Source organism: Paraburkholderia sp. J7 (assembly GCF_905220155.1).
GTDB lineage: Bacteria > Pseudomonadota > Gammaproteobacteria > Burkholderiales > Burkholderiaceae > Paraburkholderia.
Window position 1 is genome coordinate 15,314 of the sequence record NZ_CAJMYZ010000042.1, and the last position, 22,095, is coordinate 37,408.

The 22,095-nt window shown below is 57.9% G+C and carries 23 protein-coding genes and 2 pseudogenes; 16 read left to right on the forward strand and 9 right to left on the reverse strand.

Annotation, left to right across the window (positions count from 1 at the left end; translation table 11 throughout):
- Positions 1–26: 26 nt before the first annotated feature.
- The 3 genes from U5A58_RS38545 (at position 27) to U5A58_RS38555 (ending at position 2,911) form a co-directional block, all read left to right on the forward strand.
- Entirely contained in the window at positions 27–1,226 is a 1,200-nt protein-coding gene (locus tag U5A58_RS38545; RefSeq protein ID WP_321965217.1) for a porin, read from the forward strand.
- Between the two features lie 126 nt (positions 1,227–1,352).
- Positions 1,353–1,721 (forward strand): BON domain-containing protein, encoded by a 369-nt coding sequence (locus tag U5A58_RS38550; RefSeq protein WP_321965218.1) that lies wholly within the window; start codon positions 1,353–1,355, stop codon positions 1,719–1,721.
- Between the two features lie 179 nt (positions 1,722–1,900).
- Positions 1,901–2,911 (forward strand): AraC family transcriptional regulator, encoded by a 1,011-nt coding sequence (locus U5A58_RS38555; protein WP_321965219.1) that lies wholly within the window; start codon positions 1,901–1,903, stop codon positions 2,909–2,911.
- 450 nt (positions 2,912–3,361) lie between these two features.
- Here the strand turns inward: U5A58_RS38555 and U5A58_RS38560 are convergent, their stop codons facing one another.
- Complete coding sequence (locus U5A58_RS38560; RefSeq protein ID WP_321965220.1) at positions 3,362–5,044, reverse strand: AIPR family protein; 1,683 nt, start codon at positions 5,042–5,044, stop codon at positions 3,362–3,364.
- Positions 5,045–5,880: 836 nt separating this feature from the next.
- Here U5A58_RS38560 and U5A58_RS40930 point away from each other — a divergent pair.
- The 6 genes from U5A58_RS40930 (at position 5,881) to U5A58_RS38585 (ending at position 10,428) form a co-directional block, all read left to right on the forward strand.
- Complete coding sequence (locus U5A58_RS40930; protein WP_415774356.1) at positions 5,881–6,069, forward strand: GNAT family N-acetyltransferase; 189 nt, start codon at positions 5,881–5,883, stop codon at positions 6,067–6,069.
- Between the two features lie 98 nt (positions 6,070–6,167).
- Complete coding sequence (locus tag U5A58_RS38565; protein ID WP_321965221.1) at positions 6,168–6,452, forward strand: hypothetical protein; 285 nt, start codon at positions 6,168–6,170, stop codon at positions 6,450–6,452.
- 231 nt (positions 6,453–6,683) lie between these two features.
- Positions 6,684–7,250: a hypothetical protein gene (locus tag U5A58_RS38570; protein ID WP_321965222.1), complete on the forward strand. Its 567-nt coding sequence runs from the start codon at positions 6,684–6,686 to the stop codon at positions 7,248–7,250.
- A 43-nt stretch (positions 7,251–7,293) separates the two neighbouring features.
- Entirely contained in the window at positions 7,294–7,761 is a 468-nt protein-coding gene (locus tag U5A58_RS38575) for a hypothetical protein (RefSeq protein WP_321965223.1), read from the forward strand.
- Between the two features lie 773 nt (positions 7,762–8,534).
- Positions 8,535–9,683 (forward strand): hypothetical protein, encoded by a 1,149-nt coding sequence (locus tag U5A58_RS38580; RefSeq protein WP_321965224.1) that lies wholly within the window; start codon positions 8,535–8,537, stop codon positions 9,681–9,683.
- A 16-nt stretch (positions 9,684–9,699) separates the two neighbouring features.
- Complete coding sequence (locus U5A58_RS38585) at positions 9,700–10,428, forward strand: hypothetical protein (protein WP_321965245.1); 729 nt, start codon at positions 9,700–9,702, stop codon at positions 10,426–10,428.
- A 24-nt stretch (positions 10,429–10,452) separates the two neighbouring features.
- Here U5A58_RS38585 and U5A58_RS38590 read toward each other — a convergent pair.
- Positions 10,453–10,563: pseudogene (locus tag U5A58_RS38590) on the reverse strand (integrase); the annotation flags it as partial.
- A gap of 197 nt (positions 10,564–10,760) precedes the next feature.
- Between U5A58_RS38590 and U5A58_RS38595 the strand changes: the two are divergent.
- The gene (locus U5A58_RS38595; RefSeq protein WP_321965225.1) at positions 10,761–12,176 is read left to right on the forward strand and encodes an IS1182 family transposase; all 1,416 of its coding nucleotides are present in this window, start codon (positions 10,761–10,763) and stop codon (positions 12,174–12,176) included.
- Between the two features lie 148 nt (positions 12,177–12,324).
- On the opposite strand, the gene U5A58_RS38600 is transcribed toward U5A58_RS38595, so the two are convergent.
- From U5A58_RS38600 to U5A58_RS38610, 3 genes are all read right to left on the reverse strand, one after another.
- Positions 12,325–12,666 (reverse strand): DUF2489 domain-containing protein, encoded by a 342-nt coding sequence (locus tag U5A58_RS38600; RefSeq protein WP_321965226.1) that lies wholly within the window; start codon positions 12,664–12,666, stop codon positions 12,325–12,327.
- 12 nt (positions 12,667–12,678) lie between these two features.
- Entirely contained in the window at positions 12,679–13,035 is a 357-nt protein-coding gene (locus U5A58_RS38605) for a hypothetical protein (RefSeq protein WP_321965227.1), read from the reverse strand.
- A gap of 500 nt (positions 13,036–13,535) precedes the next feature.
- On the reverse strand, positions 13,536–14,162 hold the full coding sequence (locus tag U5A58_RS38610) for a phage exclusion protein Lit family protein (RefSeq protein ID WP_321965228.1): 627 nt from the start codon (positions 14,160–14,162) through the stop codon (positions 13,536–13,538).
- A gap of 252 nt (positions 14,163–14,414) precedes the next feature.
- On the opposite strand from U5A58_RS38610, the pseudogene U5A58_RS38615 reads away from it, so the two are divergent.
- The 3 genes and pseudogenes from U5A58_RS38615 to U5A58_RS38625 form a co-directional block, all read left to right on the forward strand.
- Positions 14,415–14,729, forward strand: a pseudogene (locus U5A58_RS38615) (SDR family oxidoreductase); the annotation flags it as partial.
- Between the two features lie 75 nt (positions 14,730–14,804).
- A complete protein-coding gene (locus U5A58_RS38620; protein ID WP_321965229.1) occupies positions 14,805–15,092 on the forward strand; it encodes a hypothetical protein in 288 nt (95 codons plus the stop codon).
- Positions 15,093–15,123: 31 nt separating this feature from the next.
- Entirely contained in the window at positions 15,124–15,819 is a 696-nt protein-coding gene (locus U5A58_RS38625; protein WP_321965230.1) for an HAD family hydrolase, read from the forward strand.
- Between the two features lie 350 nt (positions 15,820–16,169).
- On the opposite strand, the gene U5A58_RS38630 is transcribed toward U5A58_RS38625, so the two are convergent.
- Entirely contained in the window at positions 16,170–16,325 is a 156-nt protein-coding gene (locus tag U5A58_RS38630) for a hypothetical protein (protein WP_321965231.1), read from the reverse strand.
- A 588-nt stretch (positions 16,326–16,913) separates the two neighbouring features.
- Between U5A58_RS38630 and U5A58_RS38635 the strand changes: the two genes are divergently transcribed.
- Both U5A58_RS38635 and U5A58_RS38640 read left to right on the forward strand, forming a co-directional pair.
- Positions 16,914–17,357, forward strand: coding sequence for a cupin domain-containing protein (locus tag U5A58_RS38635; RefSeq protein WP_321965232.1), 444 nt, complete (start codon positions 16,914–16,916; stop codon positions 17,355–17,357).
- 804 nt (positions 17,358–18,161) lie between these two features.
- Complete coding sequence (locus tag U5A58_RS38640; RefSeq protein WP_321965243.1) at positions 18,162–18,461, forward strand: H-NS histone family protein; 300 nt, start codon at positions 18,162–18,164, stop codon at positions 18,459–18,461.
- 296 nt (positions 18,462–18,757) lie between these two features.
- Here the strand turns inward: U5A58_RS38640 and U5A58_RS38645 are convergent, their stop codons facing one another.
- Together U5A58_RS38645 and U5A58_RS38650 are read right to left on the reverse strand one after the other, a co-directional pair.
- Positions 18,758–19,435, reverse strand: coding sequence for a hypothetical protein (locus U5A58_RS38645; RefSeq protein WP_321965233.1), 678 nt, complete (start codon positions 19,433–19,435; stop codon positions 18,758–18,760).
- Between the two features lie 161 nt (positions 19,436–19,596).
- Positions 19,597–20,310 carry a hypothetical protein gene (locus U5A58_RS38650; RefSeq protein WP_321965234.1) on the reverse strand — a complete coding sequence of 238 codons (714 nt, stop codon included), beginning with the start codon at positions 20,308–20,310 and terminating at the stop codon, positions 19,597–19,599.
- Between the two features lie 280 nt (positions 20,311–20,590).
- Here U5A58_RS38650 and U5A58_RS38655 point away from each other — a divergent pair, with 280 nt between their 5' ends.
- Positions 20,591–20,833 carry a hypothetical protein gene (locus tag U5A58_RS38655; protein ID WP_321965235.1) on the forward strand — a complete coding sequence of 81 codons (243 nt, stop codon included), beginning with the start codon at positions 20,591–20,593 and terminating at the stop codon, positions 20,831–20,833.
- A 780-nt stretch (positions 20,834–21,613) separates the two neighbouring features.
- On the opposite strand, the gene U5A58_RS38660 is transcribed toward U5A58_RS38655, so the two are convergent.
- The gene (locus U5A58_RS38660) at positions 21,614–22,090 is read right to left on the reverse strand and encodes a hypothetical protein (RefSeq protein ID WP_321965236.1); all 477 of its coding nucleotides are present in this window, start codon (positions 22,088–22,090) and stop codon (positions 21,614–21,616) included.
- Positions 22,091–22,095 lie beyond the last annotated feature (5 nt).

Below are 22,095 nucleotides of genomic sequence, written 5' to 3' on the forward strand. Positions count from 1 at the left end.
GGCACACCAAACCAAACGGAGACACCATGAAAGTCAAACTCGCCGCCGCTGCGGCGCTGGCAGCATTCGCCTGTACGGCACACGCACAATCGTCGGTCACGCTGTATGGCGCGCTCGATTCTGGCCTGCTCTACCAGAGCACGTCGGCGTCGTTCTCGGCGGCGCCGTTTTTGCCGAACACGAAACTGAACGGCAACGCAGGCCATGTGGTTCAGCTCAAGGACGGCGGCATTTATTCGAGCATCTTCGGTATGAAGGGCTCGGAGGACCTTGGTGGCGGGTACGCAGCCAACTTCAAGCTCCAGGGAGCGTTCAACAGCTCCAACGGCCAGCCGGGCAAGTCCGGCACGCCGACGGCAAGCTCGGTCTTCACGCAGGTCACGACCGTTGGTGTGTCGGGCCCGTTCGGCAAGATCGACTTCGGCCGCCAGTTCGCGCCGATGGCCTACGCGATGGCCGAGACGGACGTGCGCAACGCGCAGTATTTCGGCAGCGTGCTGACCGCCTGGCTGACCATGAACACGATGTCGGGCTGGACGGGAAGCAACTCGAACGCCCAGATTGGCGCACTGTATGACGACAACGCCATCGTCTACAACTCGCCGTCGTTCTACGGTGTGTCCGCAGCACTCGAGTACGCGCCCGGCGGCGTGGCGGGGCAGGCCCAGGGCGGCACGCGCGAGTCGGCAGTGCTCAAGTATTCGGGCTTTGGCCTGAACGCGGATGCCGTGTACTACAACGGGCACGACGCCAATCCGTTCTCGTACGCCGCGACCGCTGCCGGCCTGGCCAACGGCACGCCTGCAACCGGTCTGAACAACAACCGCTTCGTGTACTTCGGCGCGAAATACACGTGGCACGGCATCTCGGTCTCCGGTTCGTTCAGCAACGGGCGCAATCCAGCCAACACGAACGGGGTGCCAAAGGCCTTTGTTGTCTCGGGTGATTTCGATATGTGGACGGGCGGTCTCGGCTACCGCTTCTCTCCTGCGCTCAACTTCACCTCAGGCGTCTACTACATCAAGGACAACAGGAACAACCAGAACCAGTCGACCGCCTATGCGATCGGCGCCGACTACAGCCTGTCGAAGCGCACGCTGGCTTATGCCCAGGTCGGCTACGTGTCCAACCGCGGACAGATGAACCAGGAGCTCATCTATGGGACGCCTGTTGCTCCGGGCAAAAACACCACGGCCGTCAGCATCGGCCTGCGCCACACCTTCTAACGGGTATCCGGGGATTGGGCCGGCACTGCACCGGCCCACCGTGGCGCAGTCTGCCGACCAACCCGAAGCTCGAGTCGGGTTGGCTTTGTTATTTCCGAGTTATTGCAGCAACCAAAGGAGTATGTAATGAACACCACTATCAAGACCTTCAGCCTGGCGCTCTGCGCATTGCTCGCGGCGGCATCGCTGAACGCGTCCGCTCAATCCGAAGCCAGCGCACCCAGCGCCAAGGTCGTGGCGGCGTCCGGCACAACAGCGCCCGCTATTCCGGGCAACACCAGGCTGCGGCGCGCGGTGTACACCGCGATTGCGAAGCACAAGGAAATCCACGGAGGCAGTATCGGTGTTACAGCCAGGGATGGGGCTGTCACGCTGAATGGCACGGTGACCGATGCCGCGCAGGTCGACAAGGTGGCCGAAATCGCCAGAGGCGTTCCTGGCGTGAACTCGGTGACAAACAAACTCACGGTCCAGAAGCCCCTGGGCGGTATGTAAGCTTGAAAGGCACGCCGGAAGCCATGTCGGAAATGGCGGGCTGACTCTGGCTGCGGGACCGATATGACTTTATCCAGCTCTGTCACTTCGACAGGGCGCCACAGCAAGACGTCGGCATGAGGAAACTCCAGTGTTTGCGAGAGGCAGACCGTTGCCTGACGCATGGAAGGAAACAGACAATGGAAACGATGCTGCGCTCGGTCTCATTGAGCGGCTATTTCGACGTGGCGCTGCGGGTTGGTCTGAACGCGGTCGAACTCGCGCGCGAAGCGGGTCTTGAGGCCGCATCGCTTGCGAACCCGGACGAGCGCATTCCGGCCGCTGCGGCGTGCCTGCTGCTCGAGCGTTCGGCGGAACAGGCGTCGTGCCAGACGTTCGCGCTGCAAATGGCTGCAACCCGGAGCGGATTCGCCGCCGGGGTCGTCGATGTGCTGCTCGCACACAAGCGCACGCTGCGCGAAGTCTTGCTCGTTGGCACCACATACGGCCAGCTCCTCAACGAAGCGCTCGCCGTGCATGTCGAGGACACGGGCGCAACGGTCACCATACGAGAGGAACTGGTCGTTGATAAGGGCGTCGCCAGGAACCAGGCGGTTGAACTCGCGGTCGGCGTGCTTGCGCGTCATTCCAGCGCGCGGCTCGGCGAGCACTGGAAGCCTCGCGCTGTCCATTTCGTTCATCAAGCGCCACGCAGTCTCGTGTTTCACCGCCGCTTCTTCGGCTGTCCTGTGGAGTTCGGCAGTGACTTCAACGGCATTGTGTGCGCAACTGCGGATCTCGACTACCCGAACCCCTCCGCTGACCCCGAACTCGCGCGCTATGCGCAAGACCTTGCCGAATCGCTGAATGTGGCGGGTGTCGACTCGACCGCGCTCGAAGTGCGCAAGGCGATCTACCTGTTGCTGCCGTTAGGGCAAGCTACCGTCGAGCAGGTCGCTGCACATCTGTGCATGAGCGTTCGGACCATGCAGCGACAACTCGAGCTTGCGAATACCAGCTTCTCACGCTTGACGGAGGGAGTGCGGTACGAACTCGCTGTACGTTTCATGAGCAATTCGCGCTATCCGATCGGGCGGGTTTCGGGGCTGGTTGGATATTCGCATCAGGGGACGTTTACGAACTGGTTCGTCGGACGTTTCGGCATGACGCCGCGCGACTGGCGCAATAGCCGCACGAGGCGGCTGTGCTGATTGCCGGCGACAATCCTCCGAGATCTGCGAAGAGGGCGGTCGATCCAAAGCTCCGTATGCAGTGATTCGTCGAGGGACCGTTATTTGGGGCGATGCCGCCTTTCGAATGTCAGTATTGAGCCATCGGCCAGCGTCCACTCTTGGCCGTTCAGCGCCCGACGAACTAACGCGATGATCGTCTCGGGAGTGCGTGCGATGCAAATGGCATAAGATGACGCCCCCCCTGTGCGCCATTCGAGCCAGCGCGAGCGAAACGACCGCTGTCAGGGGTGCTTCGGCCCGTCGCCGACTCAATTCAGTCCATCTGTAGTCGACCGCCGCAGTGAGTCGCCTCATAGCAAATTGAAACGGTCAATGACCGTTCCCCGTCGGCTGCATCCACAGCGGCACCTTCGGTCAGACGTAAAGAAAGTTTTCTCCGAGCCGGCGCCGCGGGTTCGCTCTGAACGACTATTGAGTAGACAACGCAATCTCTGCTTTCAGCTTTTCGACGAGTTGACTACCCTTTGCAACTTGATCATCTCCTCCAAGCGAGTCGAACATGTTTTTGACGATTTCGATGCTCTGGGCAATGGCGTCGTCGTCGATCAACGAGATGTCTAGCGAGGCGACATCAGCGGGCGCAGGTGCCGCACTTCCTACAGCTAATGCGGCAACGCGCATCGATACGTAGAACAACAGGTTATTACGGCCTTGTGCGTCAAGGTCCGTGCGGGGTCGTAGAGCGTTGAAAACCCTCTTGACAATTACCGCGGCAACTCGGTACAAGCCAATCGGCATCGCGGTTGAAAATACTTTTGCATAGTCCTCGTCCTTTTTTAGTAAGGACGACGGTCGTGCACGGGCGTCATCAGGCCTTTGCAGCAAGATCGACATCACCGCTTGCGCCATAAGCGAAATGCTCACGATCTGATCAACGGATCTTCCCTCATTTTTATAAAAGTTTTTGCGCCGATCATAGAAGAGATTATAGGGACGCAGATGCGCCTCAATGTCTCGATGGATCTTGTCTGTGGCACGAAGGGACGCCGCCGGTATAGTGGTTTGACTATTGGTTGCCTTGATTACTCTATCTCGACTCTCCGGTTTAGTGGGCACAATTACACGCACCAACAAATTGCGTTCATCTCCGGATGTGTTTGATTCCGTGAAATAACGATAAATTTCATTTGAAGTCTGCAAGCCGTTGACAATCTGTGGATCCTCAAGAGTAAGTGTCTTCGCGCTAACCGTAGCTTTACCAGCGATGATGGTTACTCCGTTGTTAAGCCACCAAAAGTCTTCACCTCCCGTAGTCCTCAAAGACGTAGAAATCTCCTCGTTCACCGTGGTCGATCCTTGGTAGTCACGGACGTTCGCTTCAAACAGGTTTCGACGCAGCCTACCAATCTCATCCCGAATAAATGCATTGAAGTCGCGAAGCTTAACGAGGGCAACATACCCAACATCTCCGGCTGAACTAATTGGGTTCTCAGCTAAGCTCAGGTTGTAAGCCGCGGGAGGTTCTTGCCGAGCCAATGACAGCAGTTTACTGGCGCCGAGAAAATCAAACGAAAAATCCGCATTAGAAAAGAGGCCACGCAGTTTTCCACCCAATATTTCCGTTTTTCGAACGACGTTGGGATGCACCGACTCACCTTTGGTAGCGTAAACGTATCGGAAGCGTAGGATAGGAAACCTAGAGGCTAAGCCTGCATATATGCGGCGGAAGTTTCCGACCGAGGCACGCACACCTTCATTGAAGACAGATTTTAACGCGTCAAGATCCTTAGCCAGATTGAACAAATCCTCCGTTGAAGCTGTGAGTTTTTCAACGGCAGTCTCACTGAATCCGTCGGTCAACTTCGATTGGATCAATATGGTTTCAATGACAACCCCTTTTTTCAGGGGAGAAATGTCGAAGTCTTCCTGCGCCAATTCGCCATTGACAATCACATATATCGAGTCGATACCACCGTCTTGGCTTCCATCGACGATCCCAGACTCTATCTCGTCGTAGCCAAGGTCGAAATCTTTGAGCACCTGTTCGGCAACGAATATTTCAAAGAACTCTGACTTTGAGGTAGAGGGGGCCCGTTCTTGTTGTTGCTGATCGATGATCTGCTCAAGAATAATTTTGTCGTTGGAACTCACATTCGTTTCCTGACTGAGGGAGTGGAAGGAAAAATCTGCCAGTTATTATAATCCGACGAAAGCAAGGTTGTTGATTCGGCGGCAAAATCGAACGGACTCACGACTTCCAAAAGGGCGCCAACAGCACAGAGCAGTCGACGACATGGAGGGCCCGCACAAGAAGCAACGGAGCAACTGGCCCACCCGCTTTAGCCATCCTTGATTTCCGCAACGAACTTCTAAAATGGGTGCCCACAGCAATAGCCGTCATGAGCTGGGTGACTGATTCTGAAGTAAGAGCCGACGCCTAAACGTCCGAGCGACGTCGGGGGCGAGTGACCGGACATGGCCGAACGCGGTCCGACGGTGAGCCGACGACGGACGCTTGCGTCGATCCGACCGCATTCGGCAGAAGTCGACCCACTCCGGTCAGATGGCCTTCTCCAAACCGGTCAGTCAGCTGAAGTCAGTTTTTGCGAACCGGAGTGCCCAAAAGCGGCCGTTGGCGACTTCACCCAATCGGCCAAAGACGGACGGTCGACAACGTCTTAAAGATCGTCAACAATCACCGAGATAACCAACGCCACCGACGACCGGTGCGAATGGAAAATCTTGAAGTCATGCTCCGCGCAGCGACTCCTACCGACGAGGCATTTCTGTTCGAATTGCGGAGAGCGACGATGGACGATGGACGATCACCTGAAATGTGCTGGCGAATCGACCGAGGAGCACGTTCATTGGGAGCGTCTTCGCTATCGCTACAACGACGCTCATCTAGTCTGTTTCAAGTCGGAAAGATTTGGACTTTTCAAATTTTTCGGGAGCCGCACGAATGGACCATCGTGCAGATCTAGATCCTGCCGACCCACCAGGGTCGCGGCATCGCGGGACATCTGCTCGGCGAATTTTTACGACAGGCAGACGGCGCTGGCGTACCAGTCAAGCTAAGCGTTTTGAAAGGGAATCGGGCGATAGACCTTTACCGACGCTTTGGTTTTCAGGTAGTAAATTCGACTGACACGTCGTTACAAATGAGGCGGGGGTAAGCGACTGGCGGCGTGGCCATGAGTGGAAGTAGCCCCATGCCCGAGATTTATATGGCACTATTTGCGGAGCGATGAATTAAATTTATTCGGGGGCTGTCTTGGAACAAGAGGGGAAAAAACCTGACCTGGGAACGACCATTTTCGTGGTCTTGGCCATCTTTTGCAGTGGCGTTTTCTTTACGTATGAGTTGGTCCGAGCCGCTATCTTCGGTGTAGTTCTTGGCTCCGCGAAGCGTCATGAGACGATGCACGATGTGTTTCATGCTACGGACCCCGGAACCTTCGACATGACGGTGGTCATGTACGCGGTTTTTGACATCCCGATGTTACTGGTTGCATTCGGCATCATCATATCGCTGTTCAAAAGAAAGAATCCCACATGAAAAGCTGTAACGAGTGACAGCACTGAGAAAGGCCGAATGGCTCTTCTGGCTTGCAACATGCCTTTTGCATAAAGCCCGCTGTCGGTGGGATGGCGGCGTCAGATCGTGAGTCAGCGCGCGGGCAGGAGCCGACAGTCGATTTCAGCCGCTGTATCGTTGACAATCAGCGCCTTGTAGTGGCAGCTTTTGATGACGGTGGTTTTCCCGGCCTGCATTAGACTAGTAGAACACATGGACAAGAGCGCGCAGAATCGATTTCCGAATATCACACACGGAGACCGTTTTTCTCAGATGCATCTTTATGTTTGGCTGGCTTTCGGCGCACTGATCTACTGCTCCGACCAGCTAGACAGGTGGCTGAATCTTTCATATTTTTTGATACCCGTAATTCTCTTGCCAGCCGTGGTAGTTGCCATCACTTGGCTCGTTGGTTTTGCCTGGAATTTATGGAATCGGCGCTGGAGGTCACTCGTTTCAGTTGCCCTCGCTCCGGTGGTAACTGTCGCGATCTTTGGCTCATTGCTGAGGCTGCGAATTGATCCTGGCTGGATTCATTTTCAACTCACGCGAGCAACGTATTTACGACTGGTGCATGAGAGTGAGGGAGCCTCGCCGAAACACCTTCACTGGGATTGGGGCGATACCGGAGCGGCAACCGGACCGAACATTTTCCATACACTTGTCTTTGACGAAGCGGATAAACCACCTTCAGGACATCCTCCGGCTGACGAGCAGGGCTCGTCTATTTCCGTGCGTCCTATGGGGGACCATTTTTTCCTAGTCACGGAGGTCTTCTGAAGGCACCACGCCAGACACACGCTCGCGCGAATGCGCGAAACGAATGACCGCTTCCAGGTGTGCTCAATGTCCCCTCCGGGTCGGGCTGAGTCCGTCCGCGCTTCGAACTCATCCCCTGAAAACGGCCGTTGAAATTTCGCTGCCCGAAAGCCGCCAGTCGTCAACGCGCGCGCCCCACCCTGAACTGCCCTTCAGTTTTCCCCAGAACGGCCGTTCAACAGTCTGGAATGTTCGGATCAAAATTGCGATGTTCACGCCAGAGTTTTCTACAGCCGACGCCACGGAACATACACTGATCGCCAATCATTTTGTCGAGACGCAAGTAGCGCTGAACCTCAGCGTTGCGTTCATTCGAGCACGTGTACTGTTTGGCCGACAACACGTACCGCTGCCCGCCGCAAGATTTGTGGTGGTCTATGATGTCCGTGGGCAAAAAGTGACAGACGAGCTTGAAGATTGTCTTCAACGGGCGCTCGGGGACGTGGCCGAGATTCGGGTGAAACGGTCATGAGCTTTCAACTTATGGTTCGCAGTATATCCCTGAGCGACGTTGAGCATAGCCTTGACTTCCTCAACGGTAGAGCCGAAGTATTTTCGGTCGATTCTGAGACCGTCGGGATCGCAATCCCGACTCGCTTGTTTGATACCGTCGGCGAGGACAGGATTCGAGAAGCTCTACGGCACATGATGGTCTATGACCTTTACTCTGGCGACTGGAGCGGCTAGTAGTCTGTCTGCCGGCGCGACATACAGCGCCGATCATTCGGCCTTGATTTCGCCGATCAGGAGTGCTGCGATACTGAAGGGGTGAATTGCCGACGATCCTAAGCCCGGTCTCGAGTGACCGTTTGTGGGCCGCGTTGAGACAGTGTCGCCGGCGATTCGCTCGTCGGAAGCCGGCCATTGAGGGAGGGTGAACGGAACCTCGGCTATTCGAACTGCATGTCGACTTCGACGGGCGGCTCCTGGCCGCCTAAGGTCTATGACGGAAGTTCTCATACGGCAGCTCGCGCACAATCCGCGTGCCATCGACGTCAGCCTAGACCACGCTTGGTACCAGCGCGTGCGCTGGTAAGCGTCCACGCCGGCGTGCTGGCCGCAGGTGGCGCCCACGCATTCAGGTATGCTCACGAAATGGTGTGCTACGGCCGGTATGTATGAACGCGCACATTGCGCCTGGACTTCGGGCTGTCAATCTTCCGCGGATCGCCTATACCACTATATGTCTGCCGGACAGCCGGAGGCCGGCTGAGGTCCCGCGCTACGGGCAGGGGAAGAAGAGGCATGGGCGGCTTTCGCGAATACATGAAACGGCTCACCAGCCGCTCGTCCGCGAGCGACCAGGTCGGCTACGTCAGCGAGTACGTGGCGTTGCCAGACGTGGTCCTCCAGCCGGTCGGGAAACTGGACACCCCTCGGGGGCTGGTTGCCTGGAACACCATCAACACCACCACACAGCCGCCTCGCCTGCTGTGCTACTGGGCATCGAAAAGCGCGTACGAGCATGACCGCCTGGGATGGGAAACGGCGCTCAAACCGTCATATACGCTGCACGCCGAGGGATACGTCGACGAGTTCCATTCGGAGCGCTTCAGCCTCGGCAAAAACAGTCGCTACCTGCAGAATGGCGTGCTCGCGATTGCCGGACTGCTCGCGGCGCTCACGACCATTCACAACTTCTGGGACCTGCTCTTCGCCCCTGCGAGGGTGATGTTTCGTTACGATGACAAGGACTTCAACCTGATCCAGGGTGACGCGATCAACCTGAAGCTCACGCTGGTTAACCAGATCCAGACGCCCAATGAAGACATCACGGTGCACGCCGTCGCCATCCCCGTTGTGGGGCAGGGGACTGCCGCCGCAGCACAAGCCGCACCGCGTGCCTCGCCACCCCGGACGCTGAAGGTCTCGGAGACGGACATTCCGGAGCTCACCGGCGGCGAGAAACGCGACCTTGTCGTCTCGGGTGAGCCCCCGGCGCCGGGCAACTACATCGTCAGGGTCACGGTTCAGACCACGGCAGGGCTGGTGCGTGGCAGCCGTCAATTCGACCTGAACCGGCCGCTGAAAGTGTGGCCCGATCATCCCGTGACGCGCTTTACGCTGAACGGGATCCGGAATTCACAGGACGGTGCCTTTGCCGGCGAAGTCGATATCGGTCGCGCGGGCGCCGAAGTGGTGGAATGCACCATCCAGATCGCCCGCTCGGGCGAATTTGCGCACTACGGGTTCGAGGCCTCCGAAGCGCCACGCAAGGCGCCCGTTCCCGTGCACCGGGGGCCACCGGGCTCAGACGTCTTCGTGATTGGCTGGTCCATGAAGCCCGCCCGCGCGAAGCAGACAGTCAAGGTCTATGTCAACCTCATCCCGCCCGGTGTCACCGACTGGGCGGCAGTGAAGCGGGTGACCGCTTTTGAATGTGAGTACACCTGAAAAAGGAGCGCTCATCATGAACGCGACACGGTGGCTGGCCATACTCACCGCGCTGCTATGCGCCCAGGGGGCGTGGGCGCAGCAGACCCTCACGGGCACGGTTCTGGACCTAGGCGAGGGGCAGGGCAGGGGTCTGGCGGGGGTGAAGATTCTCGTCCGGTGCCCGGGCGCGGCCGACATTGAGGACATCACCGACGCCGACGGCCACTATGCGATCGCCCTGCCGCAGAAGGTCAAGCTGCCGGTGGTCGCCGAGTTCCGAAAAATCAACTACCGGGATGACCCGATGGTGATCAACGTCACGGAGGCCCAGGTCCATGACATGAAGGTCCCGCTCATCCGCTCCAGACAGTCAGGCGCCTACAACGAGCAGGTGGCCGAGAACATCTACACGCAGCAGAACCCCGAGCAGCAGGCCGCACAGATCTACGCGGTGGCCGCCTTGCCCAAGGACCAGCGCGACGAGGTGGAGCACGCTCTCGCGGGCAAGGGCGACCCCGCGCTGCTTAGGCAGCTCACCGCACAGAGCGTCATGCGCGATGAGTACATGCGAGTGCGCGACGGGCTGGATGCGAACAAGTTTTCCCGCGTGTACGCGACCCCCGACTTCGCCCATTCCAGCGTGAGCCTGCACGGTGAGCTCGCCAGCCCGCTCGAGAAAAAGCAGCTGGAAAGCATCATCCGGGACCCGAACGGGATCAGCGCAGAAAGGGTGGGTCGCGCGCCGTCCATGCAGATTCAATGAGTGCAGCCAGCGCATGCCGCGTGTCCTAGTACGAATCGCCCAGATTTCCGGAAGATCCAACGGCGGCTTCTGGCCGGTGAGTTTTCCATTGTTCCACGGCACACGATTGGCTGTGCGACCTTTCTGCGTTTCCATGATGGTCTCCTTCCAGTTGAAGGGAGATCCAGTGTGCCGTCTCGCAGTGGAAGCAGTGGTCGCTACCCGACCCGTTGCGGCCGGTCGTTTCTGGCGCGTGTCAATGGCTGCTCGCAACCCGATTGTGTTGAAAAAGTCGCCCGTAGTTCGGAATGTTCGGTATCCTGGAAGACATCGGTCGACGGGAGTGATTCGTCATGATGGGTCAACAGGGCAGCGGACAGGACGAACTCTTCTACTCGTTCAACCTTGATAACCACGTCCCTCGCGAACATCTTTTGAGAGGCATCGATCACTTCCTTGATCTGCGCGATCTACGCCAGCATCTCGCACCGTTCTACAGCCCGATGGGACGGCCATCGATTGATCCGGAGCTCATGATCCGCATGTTGATCGTCGGCTACTGTTTCGGCATCCGTTCCGAGCGCAGGCTATGCGAAGAGGTGCATCTGAATCTGGCGTATCGATGGTTCTGCCGCCTGGGGCTGGAGGCCGCCATACCCGAACACTCGACCTTCTCCAAGAACCGACACGGTCGCTTTCGCGATAGTGATGTGCTGCGCCATGTATTCGAGTCAGTACTGGGTCGATGCATGTCCGAAGGGCTCGTAAAGGGTGAAGGTTTCGCGATTGACGCGAGCATCATCAGAGCCGACGTGAGTTCGGTCCGCGGTGTTCGGGGTTCTGAGCCCGTCGACTGGGGTTGCCTCAAGGGCCAGAGCCGTGCAGTGCGGGAGTATCTGGAAGCATTGGAAGAAGCGAATCCAGCGGGCACCGAAGCGGCGGAGAAGGCAGAGACACCGACGCCTCCCAGGAGGCTATCTCTGACGGATCCCGCCGCGAGCTGGACAGCTGCCGAGGGTGGGTTGCCGTTCTTCGCCTACTCGACCAATTATCTTGTTGACCTGCAGGCAGGGATCATCGTTGACGTCGAGGCGACGCCCGCGAACCGCGCGCATGAAGTGGAATCAACCCGGACGATGATTGACCGCGTTGAGCGGCGACACGATCTCAAACCTCGACGTCTTGTTGGCGACACTGCGTATGGATCAGCAGCGATGCTTGCCTGGATGATCGGGCAGAAAGAGATTGCACCGCATGTTCCGGTCTGGGATAAAACCACACGCAAGGACAACACATTGTCGAGCAGCGAGTTCCAATGGGATGAACTGGCCAACGAATATCGCTGTCCCACCGGGCACACACTACGCAGTGATCGGCGAAAATTCAAAAATCCGCGCTCGCGTGTCACGAAGGCTGACACGATCATCTACCGGGCAAGCCAGCTCGACTGCGAGAGCTGCTCGATGAAAGATCGCTGCTGTCCGAATACACCATTCCGCAAGATCGCCCGCAGCATCCATGAAGCTGCTCGTGACGAAACGAGGCGTATTGCGAAGACGCCTGAGTACAACCGATCCTGCCGCGAGCGAAAGAAGGTGGAAATGCTCTTCGCTCATCTCAAACGCATTCTGAGACTCGACCGTCTGCGACTGCGCGGTCCAAGCGGTGCCCATGATGAGTTTCTGATGGCAGCGACTGCGCAAAATCTGCGAAGAATGGCCAAGAGGTTCATGTCAGGAAGCAAGCAGATGAACCATGCCGTTGCATGACGAGCAAAGGGGACCGTTGCCTCGTTCAAGGTCGCCACTTTGCCGATCACCATAACTCGAAAACGTTCTGCCAACCCATGCGTGTCCGACTAAAACACGACTTTTTCAACACAATCAACCCCAAAACGGTCCTTCGGTGGATCTGCATCTACTCGGCAAACCTCGCAATCAACGACCTGCACGCATCGGCTCCTACGGTAGAAGCCCATAATTCAGCCTCTTTGATCTTGGGTTCAAGCTTTGCTAGAGCACGCTGATCCCAATGCTCTCGAACTGAACCAAGCGGGAACGCATCGGTTTCTGAATCGATAGCCACGAAAATCAAAAAATCTGCGTCGTCGTCAGTGATATCGGTCTCATGGCGCAAACTGGCCAGTTGTCGTGAACCGATCAAAAAGCTCAACCGCCCGTCGAGCATCGCCTGCGCTGTTGAGACAACCTGTTGGCGAACTGATCGCACATATTCCCCATGGGTCGTGTGTTTCTTCACCGTTGCGCCCCATCACAAGTACATAAATTTTCTGACATTTATCTTGCCATTCAGCCGACCCGTCGTATATTCGACAGGCGCGGTGGTATCGCTCTTCGCCCGCTCCATAATCCACGGAATTGGCCGATACACGATCTTCTGACCGTCGATGACCAGATCAAGGACTTCATAGTCCTCCACATAGACCCGCATGATGGCGCGCCCTCGGCTTTGCCATTCCCAATGCGCGGGAACAAGACGCCTCGCCACATTGGCCTCACCAACTCGGGGCGCAACACCTGCGTAGTTGATAATTTCGTAAACCAGCGCTCCTATTAGCAAAAGTACGACCGCATAGAAAAACGAAATGATGATGCCAGAGGCGACCATCCCACTCTCGAATGCGCGAAATGGGAGTAGCAGAAGACGAGGAAGATGCATTTTTAATCCATGCCCGACTATCGAGCGATGACATCGTTTATACGACCATCGGGCGAGAAACTTGAGAGATCGACTGGATGACCGTTCTGGAGACGCCGCCGACGCTTGAATGTCTGGCCGATGCTTCCGGCGACCGTCTCATGTTGGCCGAACCCGGAAGTAGGACGTCGACCATCTGAGTTTCGGAGGCCCCGCGAAGTTGAACTTCCGCAGACGACCCGTTGCGGCCGTTGAGGGGCGAGGCGTCGTGGTGACGGCTTCTGAAGGGCAACGGTCGGTCACACAGTCGTCTCTAGAGATCATCAACCGACACTCGTCGCTGGCGAATCGCAAAAGTCTAAAAACCGCTCATAGCACGCAGCGCATAGGCCTTCGCCAGGCTGAAGTTTTAAGCCTGTCATCTCCCTGCTTTTCCGTTTCAAACGGCAGCAACGGCGCGTGCTCGTAGCTCACCCGCGGCCGGCGGTTGCAAACGCCATCAAGTTACCCATCATAATGTCGTCCCAGGAGTCTCCATCCAGAACGGCATCAATGCCCAGATTCGCAAGCTGAAGCTGAACTGCCACGGCCGTTGCGGCGCGGACGATGCCATCCATGGGCACGCCTGCTTGGTCAAAGCATCGATGTATCCGCTCCACTGCGGGCGGGTGCGATCCGACTTTGCTGTCATTTCCCTGAGGGGTTTCCAGAAACTGGACAGCCAAGAGGGCTACGGCTATGCCTAGTTGCCTTTTCGTTAGTACGGCATCACTTAGACCCGCGGGAAAACACCAGTCTGTCGCTTCTGCGTCCGCCTGATTCTCCTCTTGCGTCGAATAAGTGGTTTCGATCCCATGCCCCAGACGGACGTGAGCAATTTCGTGATGAATACTCCAGGCAAGCGCGCACAAGAACACTTCATTGGCCGCATGCTCAGCACTACCGTGAGTAGGCGTTTGCACAGGCTGTAAAGTGCCCTGCGGCCACGGAGTACGATCACCTTTGTTCATTCTGGAATAAGCCCAATTCAACAACTCGATGGCTTCTGATACTCGCGGTGATTCGCGCAAATCGAACGTGCTACCCGCTCGCAACAATCGTCAACACCCTGCAGGCTGGCGAGAAATCAACAACTACGCAGCCGCCCGCTCCATTACCAGGTTTGCGTACATATCATCAGCCGCAAAGGTAACTTCGCGCCCCAAGTTGGAGCCTCGAAGATATTCGGCCGGAAGATGTGGAGCGTTGCTTTCGTCCCAACACCTTCGCCATGTTTGACCTCTGCCAAGCCGCCGCACCGCATATGAAACCCGGCTCCGCTATCATCAACATGACCCTCGGTCAATTCGAAAACACGGCAGCCGCAAATGCTCGTTTTCGCGACAACGAAGGGCGCGATCACGACCTTTACGGTGGACCTCGCGAAGCTGCTTGCCGCGCAGGGTATCCGCGTGAACCGTGTGGTGCCCGGCCCTGTGTGGACGCCGCCGCAACCGTCGACAAGAACATCGGACGGACTCGCAAAGCTCGCTGGCGATACGCCGCTCGGCCGGCCCGCACAGCCCGCCGAAGTCGCGCCCGCATACGTGCTGCAGACCTCCGATGAGGGGCGCGATATGACCGGGGTGCTTCTGCCCGTTACCGGGGGCATGCGCATGCTGTGACGTCGGCGTGTTCACAAGCGGTGGCACGCATGTTGCGTGAGAAGTGGCAACCCACTTCTCTTGCGGGAGCCCGCCATGATTTCGCTGCCTTTTCCCCGGCTGCTGCAACGACTAGCAAAACCGACCCGAGCCCGCGCTGCCTGCCGGCTTGCCGTACTTGCTGTCTCAGTCGCCACTGCCACCGTCGGCACCATAGCCTGCACGCAACAGACGGCCACGGTCGCGACCGCACCCACCGCGCCCCAGCCCGCGTCCTCGCCCCGTGCCGGGCTTCCGCAAGCCGCCCGAGACATGCATAGCTGGCACGGCGTCGCGCTGGATGTGAGCAGCATCGTCGAGCAGTCCGCCGCCAAGGCGGCATGAAGTCTTTCCTGGGCCAGAGGCGGTAAAACCTATGCTTCAGGCGATCGTGTTCGACATAGACGGAACCCTCGTGGATTCGGTTGACCTGCATCCGCTCGCCTGGCATGAAGCGTTCAGCCAGTTTGGCCACAGCGTCAGTTTCGAGCAGGCGCGCAGTCAGATTGGAAAGGGCGGCGACCAGCCAATCCCCACGTTCCTGTCTGACCATGACAGCGCGGATCATGGGGCAGCACTCGAAGAATGGCGATCCGCACGTTTCAAATCCGAGCATCTCGCCAGCGTTCGACCCTTTTCGCGTGTGCCAGAACTTTTTCGGCACGCTCGCGATGCCGGGCTCAAGATAGCCGTCGCCTCTTCCGCCAAGGAAGATGAACTGCAGAAGTATCTGGAGATTGCGGGCGTAACGAAGCTGAGCGACGCTGCCACCTCGCCATCCGACGCGGATCGCTCGAAGCCCGCGCCCGATATCTTCGAGGCGGTGCTGGCAAAACTGCACGTTGAAGCGTCCAACGCACTGGCTGTCGGTGATTCTCCGTACGACGCCCAAGCCGCAAACAAGACCGGATTGAACTGCATAGGATTACTATGCGGCGGATTCATCGAGAAAGACCTGCGCGCCGCCGGTTGCATCGACGTCTATCCGGGCCCGGCCGCGCTTGACGCGTGTTTCGATTGGTCTCCTCTATCGGCCACACGTACATCTATGTTGGGCCGTGGGGTGCGTTAGCCTTTCCGCGCAAAGATCAATGACGCAGAGGATCCGATTTGCGTCACGCGCGCGGCGCCTTCGATTGGCGAGTTAGCCGTTCCACGATTCGACGTTCAGGACGATCCGTGCGCCGGCTGCACATCCCTTGTGGAATCGCAGCGGCCTTTTCAATCGTGTGCGCTGGCGCTCTGGTGCACGCTCGGGGGAGAGAAATGCAGACGTTTATTCTGTGCAGCAATCCCGCGTGCGACGAGAGACTGGAGACGCTCAGACAGGAGATGGGCACTGCCTGCCAGCAGTGCGCGTGGTGCCGCGGGATGGGTGGCGACTGGCGCGAGAACGCCACCGCCGGTCTTTGACGGCGAAGATCAGCCGTTCAGTTGCGACTCGACGTTGAGGACGATGCGGGCGACCGGGTTGTTGTCGGCGGAATCCGGAGCGAACTTGATCTGGGCAAACGTGACAGCAGCGAAAGCGACGACGACGAGGGCAGCAGATGTGGCGATGCGGGGAATGTATTTCACAGGGACTTCCTTTCGAGGTGTAGGCAGAAACTGGCGAAGCTGACAGGGGGCCGAATCACTTCGGTGCGATGGCTGTCGATAACCGGCAAGGCCGCACACGGGGTCCGATCGCACCTGGCGATCTGGACCGCACTGCAAAAAGAGGGGCGACCCAAACCCAGCCACTATAAAAGTTTTACCCGTGTGTGCAGTGCGACACCCGGTCGCCAGTGGGTGCTTAATTCTTGACCAGTGCACGCCACCGTGTTGCCGCAACCCAAAAAATGCTGTCCGCTGACCACCAACGAAGCGAAGCGGCCGTCTGAATGACACAGTCTCAGCAACCGTAGAACTCAATAATTCTGTCACCGGCTCAACCTTGCGGCGACGTGCTCAGAGCCGCACTTGTAGACACATTTAATGTGGTCTACGGTAGCTGCGCGATCTCGGGCAGCGCTTTTCACAGGGGACGTAGTGCGAACTCTGGCAGTCATCGGAGGGGCGGGTGCGACCTGCAACGGCTAACCGCTTTCCATCCGTGGCCGGGTGTATTCTGCGGCGGTATGCCCGACCATTCGGCGCTGTCCGCTGTCACTGTCTGGAGACGCGATGAATACTAGTAACCGGAAGCTTGCTTCCTCTACCTGCCAGCTTGTGCAACCGGGGCGGGAGTTCGAAGGCAAACAAGGGCTCACCTATGCTGTCGGTATCTCCGCGGAAACCGTGGGATCGAAACATGTGCATCTTCAGCTTGCAACCATTCCGCCCGGTGGCCGCGCGAAGGCGCATCTCCACGCAGACCATGAGACCGCTATTTACCAGCTAAGCGGTGTATCGGGGTGCTGGTATGGCGAACGCTTGGAACAACATGCGGTGGTTCGAGCCGGAGACTTCTTTTACATTCCCGCAGGGGTGCCTCATGTTCCGTATAACGCGAGCGCGGATGAGCCTTGCGTTGCGGTGATCGCCCGAACGGATCCCAAAGAACAGGAAAGCGTCACGATGCGGCCGGACCTTGACTCGTTAGTGCCCGGGTCTGGCGTTACGCCCTGATATCCGCACGGATCTGGATTGGCAGCTTGCTGCTACCAGCGAGTTTGCTGCGCGGCTTTTCGTAGAACTCGATAATTGTGTCACCGGCCTCGCCTTGTCGCGGCGTGCTCAGAACCATATTTGTTGACACATTTATTGCTGCAGAAAGTGGAATAAAAGTGTCAATTTGCATGTGAGCGTATTAAATGTGTCAATTCGCCTGCTGCGGGCCGAGCCGCTTCTGAAAGGTTTGCCGCCCGGCGCGGATCCCGCCCGATACCCAGGAGACGGTTCGTCTTGTCCGTTTGCGCGTGCTTGGCAGTTCGAGGCGTATCGCCGAAATCTCGATGATTGCGTGGCGATCACTTCGTCCCCCAACACTCGAATTTTGGGTACCGGAATTGGCCATGTCTGATGAGTGTTGTGGACGTCATCGGACTGGAGTGCCCGCTATTTTTAGGCGGAAAAGTTGCTTCTTATAACGTAGTAGTCCTGATATAAGCGAAGACGATGTAGGCTTGATGACGTTCGAGGGTAACGTTTGATGGGCGTCTCGCATCGCCGCTGCCTCGGCAGACGGAACCGCGCTTCTTCACGGGAGAAGGACTTCTTCCAAATGTGGCAACAGCAGGTTGAGGTCGCGTTGTTAAATCCTATCCACTGAAAGCTTCGTCTGCCTCGTTCTGTCGCGGGATGTCGGATTGACACATTTAATGTCGAAACGTTGACACATTTAATACGCTCTACGGTCGGGCAACCACCGATCGCGTCATCATGAAGCGGGCTATGATCGCCGTCATCGTGTTCCGTGTCTGGGAGGCAATCTTGGCGACGTTCAAGGAACTGAAAGCACAGATGGCCAGGCTCGAGGAGCAGGCGGCGGTGGCCCGGGCTGCGGAGTTCGAGGAAGTCCTCGCGGATATCCGGGCAAAGGTGGCCGATTATGGGTTTACGGAGCGGGACATTTTCGGTCGCGGGCGCGGCCGCCCGCGAAAGACTGCCGCGGGTGTCTTGCCGCCCAAATATCGTGATCCCAAGACGGGGGCGACGTGGTCGGGCAGGGGACGGGCGCCTGACTGGATCAAGAACGCAAAGAACCGCGACAGGTTTCTGATCTCGCCCTGAAGGACCGCTTCGGTGGCAAGGCAACGGGTAGCCTGCTCACAAACTCGGAAACCCGACTAGTCTCGCTATTCACACGCCCTCGGGACGAAGACTCTCGCGTTCGCAAAGGCGAACAGCTTCACAGTCGAGGCTGAGAGTTACGATAGCTCTTGCGGGCGATTGCGCAGGAGGAGCGTGGCTCACGGCGCAAAACCCAGTGGGTCATATCGACCCTTAAGGGACACCGGCCTTTCTACGTAGCGGACGTCCACCGCAGTGACAAGTCTGTAGTGTGGACGTCTGCCCGGACCAATCTGTCAGGTTGCCGCGTCGCGAAGGCAGTTAGTTCGGTCTAGTAGCTCCGCCGCTATTTCCAAAAGCTGATAGTACGTAACGGGATATCCATCCGCTATCTTGATCTGGTGAAGTTCTTGAACGTACTTGTCGAACTTGTTTTCTTGCGGATCGTCCTCTTCCATTCCGACCGGGTGACTGGCCCCAAGAGCATTAGCAATCCGCTTTATCATGATTTCCCGCGATATCTTTACGTGCGGATGAGAGGGGTCGTTTGAGGGCACCTCTAATACGCCGGCCGCCATCCACTCGGCAAACGACATCTGAGATACCTGGGCGACCGGCGGGCCCATGGACGCACGCTGCTTAATCTCGTCCGGCGTCAGAGCACGATTTGTGATAACGAGCCCCTTGACTTGAACTTCAGGACTTTCGACCCCGCTTGCGAGCGGAATGTACGTGTGTGTGGCGCCTTTTAGTGATTTCTTCAGAGATTTCGGTGCGGTGTGGTGCCTGAGCGACAGTTGTAATCCTCGTTCCGCAGCCATCGTTGTAACGCGAGCCTTCATATCAACCCATACACGTAGCGCATGCGCCAAATCTAAGAAGCTGATTTCATCTTTCTGTGCAAGAGAGGCTTCGTAATGTCGGGATAGGCGGTCGTACTGAAGGTGCAGATGTTTGATGTCCATTTGTTTCACGATCTAGCTCTTTTTCTCAACACACGGGGAGTTAGGGACACAGATTGTCAACGTTTTGGCTGTCCGCGTCGACTGACTGTTCATGGCCGACGTCTGCCTCACGCGGCCGGCTCAGGTTGATCTTACCCACGAACCGTGGACACCTTGGCCGTCCGATTCAGTCACTGTGAGTCTGCCTTCGAGTCCAATATCGGTCGGTCCTGAAGTTGTGCCCCCGCCACGGCTGAGGCTGCGGTGGCCACCGTCTCGTCACCAGCAAGCTTTCTGACCTCGGATGCGCAATCGTCGGACGCTGCAACGTGCGCCTGGGTAAGCAGCAACTGAAGCCCCGAGATCTTCTGCTGATCCTGGGCCAACAGTGATTGGCAAGCGGTTTCCACCTGGTGCAGCCCACTGTGGTCCAGGATCGATTGGAGGTGGGTGGCCATCCGCTCCCGGTCTTCAACCACTGGGGTAGGCTGACCCAGAACGCGTAGGGCCTCCAGCACTGCGGGCTGACACGCGCCAGTGTAGGTCAGCACGCGGTCACAGACCGGTGGCAGTACCCACGTGGGCGCATGCACTGTCTGCTGAGTCCACAGTTCGTTATCGACTTGGTAATGAATGCCCTTCGCACGTGGTGCCCACCCTCCATGATGGTGGCCATGATTGCGCATTCTGACGCCGACACGGTACAGGTGGTGACTGCCGTGTGTGCCACGAGCGTGATGGACCACCGCCTGTCCCCCGTGCGCGCGCACTGTGTGCCGGATGTGCTCGGTGTGTTTAGTCGTCTGATGCTGGTGGCCGTGTGCGTCAGCCATGGCGGGGACCAACAGCGTTCCCGCCATGATCGCCGCCACGTTAATACCTGTTCTTCCGCTGTTGTAGCCCACTACACAATCCTATTAGTCTCGGTCCTCACAGCACACGTTAACGGCAGTCTATGCGGTCTGCTTTACCCCACACAGTCGGGGAGCCTGCCGAAGCTCCAGATGACTATCTAAAATCTGTTCAATAAGTGCTCAGACGAATATTGCGGTCTACGAAAGCGCTCGCACGTGGCCGATTCCGCGTGCGTTCTGAGCCGGTGTAATGATCGGCTAGGTGGCCTTCAGGCATGTCCCGTGCGGGAATTGGCATGGGTACACGGACATCACTGGAGGGCGACTCACTATGAAAAATGCCAGACACTTTATTGCGCTTGCTGCTGTGCTTCCTGCAATTTTCTCCACGCCCTCTATGGCGGCGGGCTGCATGGAAGGTGCCGCTGTCGGCGGAGTGACAGGACACGTTGCCGGGAAGCAAGGCACGGCTGGAGCAGCCGCCGGATGTGCCGTCGGGCACCATGAGGCGACGAAGAAGCAGAAGGAGAAGGCTGCCAGTCACGCTGCCGAGAGCCAACCGGCGAGCCAGTAGGCGTCGAACAGGTCCGATACGAGTGAATTCGCGATGCGGCGCGTGTGATGCCGCCGCACTTCGCCTGACTCGGGTTTATTGGAAGACGGCGCTGGGGCTGCAGGCGGGGGGGCAGGCGGATTGGTCGACCTCGGAGTTTTCTTTGCAAATACGTGCATTGTGATAAGAATACTTATCACAAGGAACGCATTATAGGGGTAATCGTGCGAAATCTGGCGGTGGCCAAGCGCGGAACCGCACCCAGTAAGGCTCCGGCGGCTTGCCGTTCGCTTTTCTCCGCGATGGTGCCAATTCATTGATACTATTTCCTTGGTAAAACCGACAGAAATTGCACAAAAAGTACGGTAACCCCGTCACGGCCACCCTGTCGAGCGGACGGCTCGCTACTAACCGGTCAGCCCGGCTGGCGCTGGCAAGCTGGGCGCCGCAAAGGTGGCGGTCTCGGACGCAGCGGACAGCCTGTCTGCAGTGGTAGACGTCACGGTCGTTGCAGGCACGCCTGCAACGACCGAGCTTGACGAGGTGACGCAGGGCACTCTGCGTGCTCCGGACGCGTCAGTGACCCCTGCCGCTGTCGGTGGCACCCTCGACACCACTAGCGACGCTGCTCCCGACACCACTGACGCTCAACGGGGCAGGGGGCTGCAGGCGCAACGGCGGCTACCGGGGCGCTTGCAAGTTGGACGTACTCGACAATCTGCTGGCCCGCTTTCGTGCCGCCGAATGTCATCCCAAGCGAGAAAGCCCCCCCAAAGCGACATCGGATCCAATGGCAACGCCTCACAAGAACGTCGTTGAAGTGTTGTTCCAGATCCACGCCATCGTGATCGTCGGAGGTACCTCGAGCTTTGCGGATACCTCGGGCTTTGCAGGTGGCGCCTCGGTTGGCGCGGCGGCGACACGAGAGCCAAAGGTTTTCCTGCGATCTGGAGTGCCATATTTAACGAAGGTCTCGACGATGTGCTGCAGTTCGACTAGCGTGGTGGTGAGATCTTTGTCGAACTGTTCCCGCTGCTGCCGGGCGTCGATTGGCCCGTCCTCGTAAATGTGATACCGCTTTGACGTGTCATAGCACTCGTTGTTGTATTCGAGCCGATGGATCCGGTTCATATAGTCGTGCAGTTGATGCCGCCACTGCCTGACTGTCTCGCTGTCACGCGCCTTGTCGCCTTCCTTGAATGCCCACGCTCGCGCGATCAGCGTCCTCATTTCTTCGACAAACGCAGCGTAGTCGAAGGGACCGCTTTTGCCGGCCATGTCCC